This window comes from Verrucosispora sp. SN26_14.1 (assembly GCF_004307965.1).
Taxonomy (GTDB): domain Bacteria; phylum Actinomycetota; class Actinomycetes; order Mycobacteriales; family Micromonosporaceae; genus Micromonospora.
This window is the reverse complement of sequence record NZ_SISL01000690.1, coordinates 1-2,149: the sequence shown is the minus strand read 5'-3', so window position 1 is coordinate 2,149 and position 2,149 is coordinate 1. Positions and strand designations below refer to the sequence as shown.

Genomic DNA, 2,149 nt, shown 5'->3' with positions numbered 1-2,149 from the left:
GCACCGTCTGCGCCGCCACCGTCAACGGCATGTCCTCCCAGCCGTCGACTTGCTTCAAACCCTTCAGAAACGCGAGGGTGGAGTACTCGGGGTCGGTGATCTGCTCCACCGTGCCCCAACCACTGGAGGGGCGCTGCTGGAACAAGCCCTGCGAATCGTGGTCGTTGCGGTCACCGAGGTGACCCAGGTTCTCCAGCTTGGACTCCTGAAACGCGGTGCCGATCGCGATGACGGCGGCACGCTCGTCCATACCGGCCTTCTTCGTCGCCGCAATGATCGCCTTCGCGTTGCCGACCTGCTCATCGTCCAGATCGATACGCGACTGGGCACCCTGCACACCATGCGGCACCAGCTTGCCGGAGTCCGGCTTGTCCGCCTGCACCGCCACCAACGAACCAGCCGTGACGGGGGTGGCGTCAGCCTGCACGATCGGACCAGCGAACACACCACCAGCAAACGCCAGACCAGCAACACCAAGAACACTCTTACGCAACAGCTTCGAGTTCATCACAAGCTCCATTCGGGGGTAGACGCCACCCACAGGGGGATTGAGAGTGACGCAAACGCCGTCAGGCGCTAGAAGAAAGGGGAAATCCGACGCACACAGGTCCGAGAAGGGGAATCACCGGACCAGGCTTTGCGGCGTCGGGTCAATACACAACCACCCGCCAGCCCGCATCATTCCCCGGCCATCCGGAAGCCTGACGCGGCGCCGCGACCAGGCATAACCACCGACCGGGCCAAGCCATTCCGACACCCGCCCGCCACCAATCCGGCGGAGCGAGAATTCGTCCGCGACCTGCCCGGCGCATGCGGTCCTGCGCGGTCAGCCACCCGACTACAACGCCCCGACCCCACCCCGGATTCCACCCAACCCCCACCCACGGGCCACCAGCGAACCGAACATTCGGCGCAAACAGCGCGCCAGCCCATCTCCGCCGTCGCCCGCCTTGCACGCCAACCCCGTTGATCAAGAAGTTTTGGTGCAAGCACGACAGGAATCGCGACGCAAACCTCTTGATCAACTCATCCAAGGCCGGGCGGTGCCAGGGCCGGGCCGGGGCCGGGCGCGCTGGGGCGGGGGGACTTGGGGGAATGGGTGGTGGGAACGGGACGGCTGCCACGATCGGCGCGACTCCGTGTCGACCTCGCCTTCCGCCCACCGGTCCCACTGCGCGGCAGGCCGACATCGACCGGATGCGCCGGACCGCCGGGCCCGTGGCGGGACCTTCCGCGACGCCCGAGGCGGTCGGGCGGACACGTGACGGCAACGAAGATTTCTCATTTTCACCGGATCGGGTCCCAAGCCCACCTAGTGTTGGGCACACCGGTGCTAGTCGCGGAGTTGGCCACCCGAACGACGTCCCACGCAGTCAGCGGACGAAAAGTGAGGGAAGACGCGTATGAAGGCAACCAGAGTTCTCGTACCGGCTGCGGGCAGCATCGCCTTGGGCGCGCTGCTCATGCCCGGAGTCGCCTGGGCGGACACCACGGTGTCACCGGCGACGACCCCGGTCGGGGGGACGGTCGTGCTCACCGCGACCACCTGCAACCCGAGCACCGGTGACGCGCTGTTCCGGGTCACCGGACCCGATCGGGACCAGAACGTACGCTCCACCACCGCCGCAGCCGGCGGCGGCCTGAGCGCCGAACTGTTCACCGCAGGTTTCACCCTCGGCACCTACACGGTGGCCGCCACCTGCGGAGACGGCACCTCGGACGGCAGCACCACGTTCACGGTCACCCCGATCGGTGGCGCCCAGGCCGGGGGCCGCACGAGCGACGACGGGCTCGGCACCCTGACCACCGGGGCGACCCTGATCGCCACCGCACTCGGTGGCGGCGTCATCCTGGCCCGCCGCCGCCGGCACGCCGAGGCCGCCGCGCGTCTCTGACGCGCCGGCACACCCCATCCATCCTGCGACGGGTGCCCGCGCCGTACGCCACGGTGCGGGCACCCGAGGGATACCGCACGGCAGGTGTCCCGACAGCCGTCTGACTCTCGCGATCGGAGGTGACCGTGCGGGCATACCACGGGGGGCGCGTTCTGCTCACGCTGGTCGCGGCCGTCGGAGTAGCGCTGGTGGGCGCGGGGATCGGGCGGCTGCCGGCCGGGCCGCCGCAGCCCGACGGCGCCTGTCTCTGATAC

General features: G+C 68.8%; 2 protein-coding genes. One reads left to right on the top strand and one right to left on the bottom strand.

From position 1 onward, the window contains the following. Positions 1 to 508: hypothetical protein (locus EYA84_RS30935; protein ID WP_131057741.1), on the bottom strand; the 508-nt coding region annotated here is incomplete at its 3' end. 895 nt (positions 509 to 1,403) lie between these two features. Here EYA84_RS30935 and EYA84_RS30930 point away from each other — a divergent pair. Next, positions 1,404 to 1,895: a hypothetical protein gene (locus EYA84_RS30930; RefSeq protein WP_131057740.1), complete on the top strand. Its 492-nt coding sequence runs from the start codon at positions 1,404 to 1,406 to the stop codon at positions 1,893 to 1,895. The last annotated feature ends 254 nt before the right edge of the window (positions 1,896 to 2,149 follow it).

Coding starts and splice junctions, on each gene's coding strand:
- EYA84_RS30930 (WP_131057740.1), top strand. CDS start 1,404: ATGAAGGCAACCAGAGTTCTCGTACCGGCTGCGGGCAGCATCGCCTTG.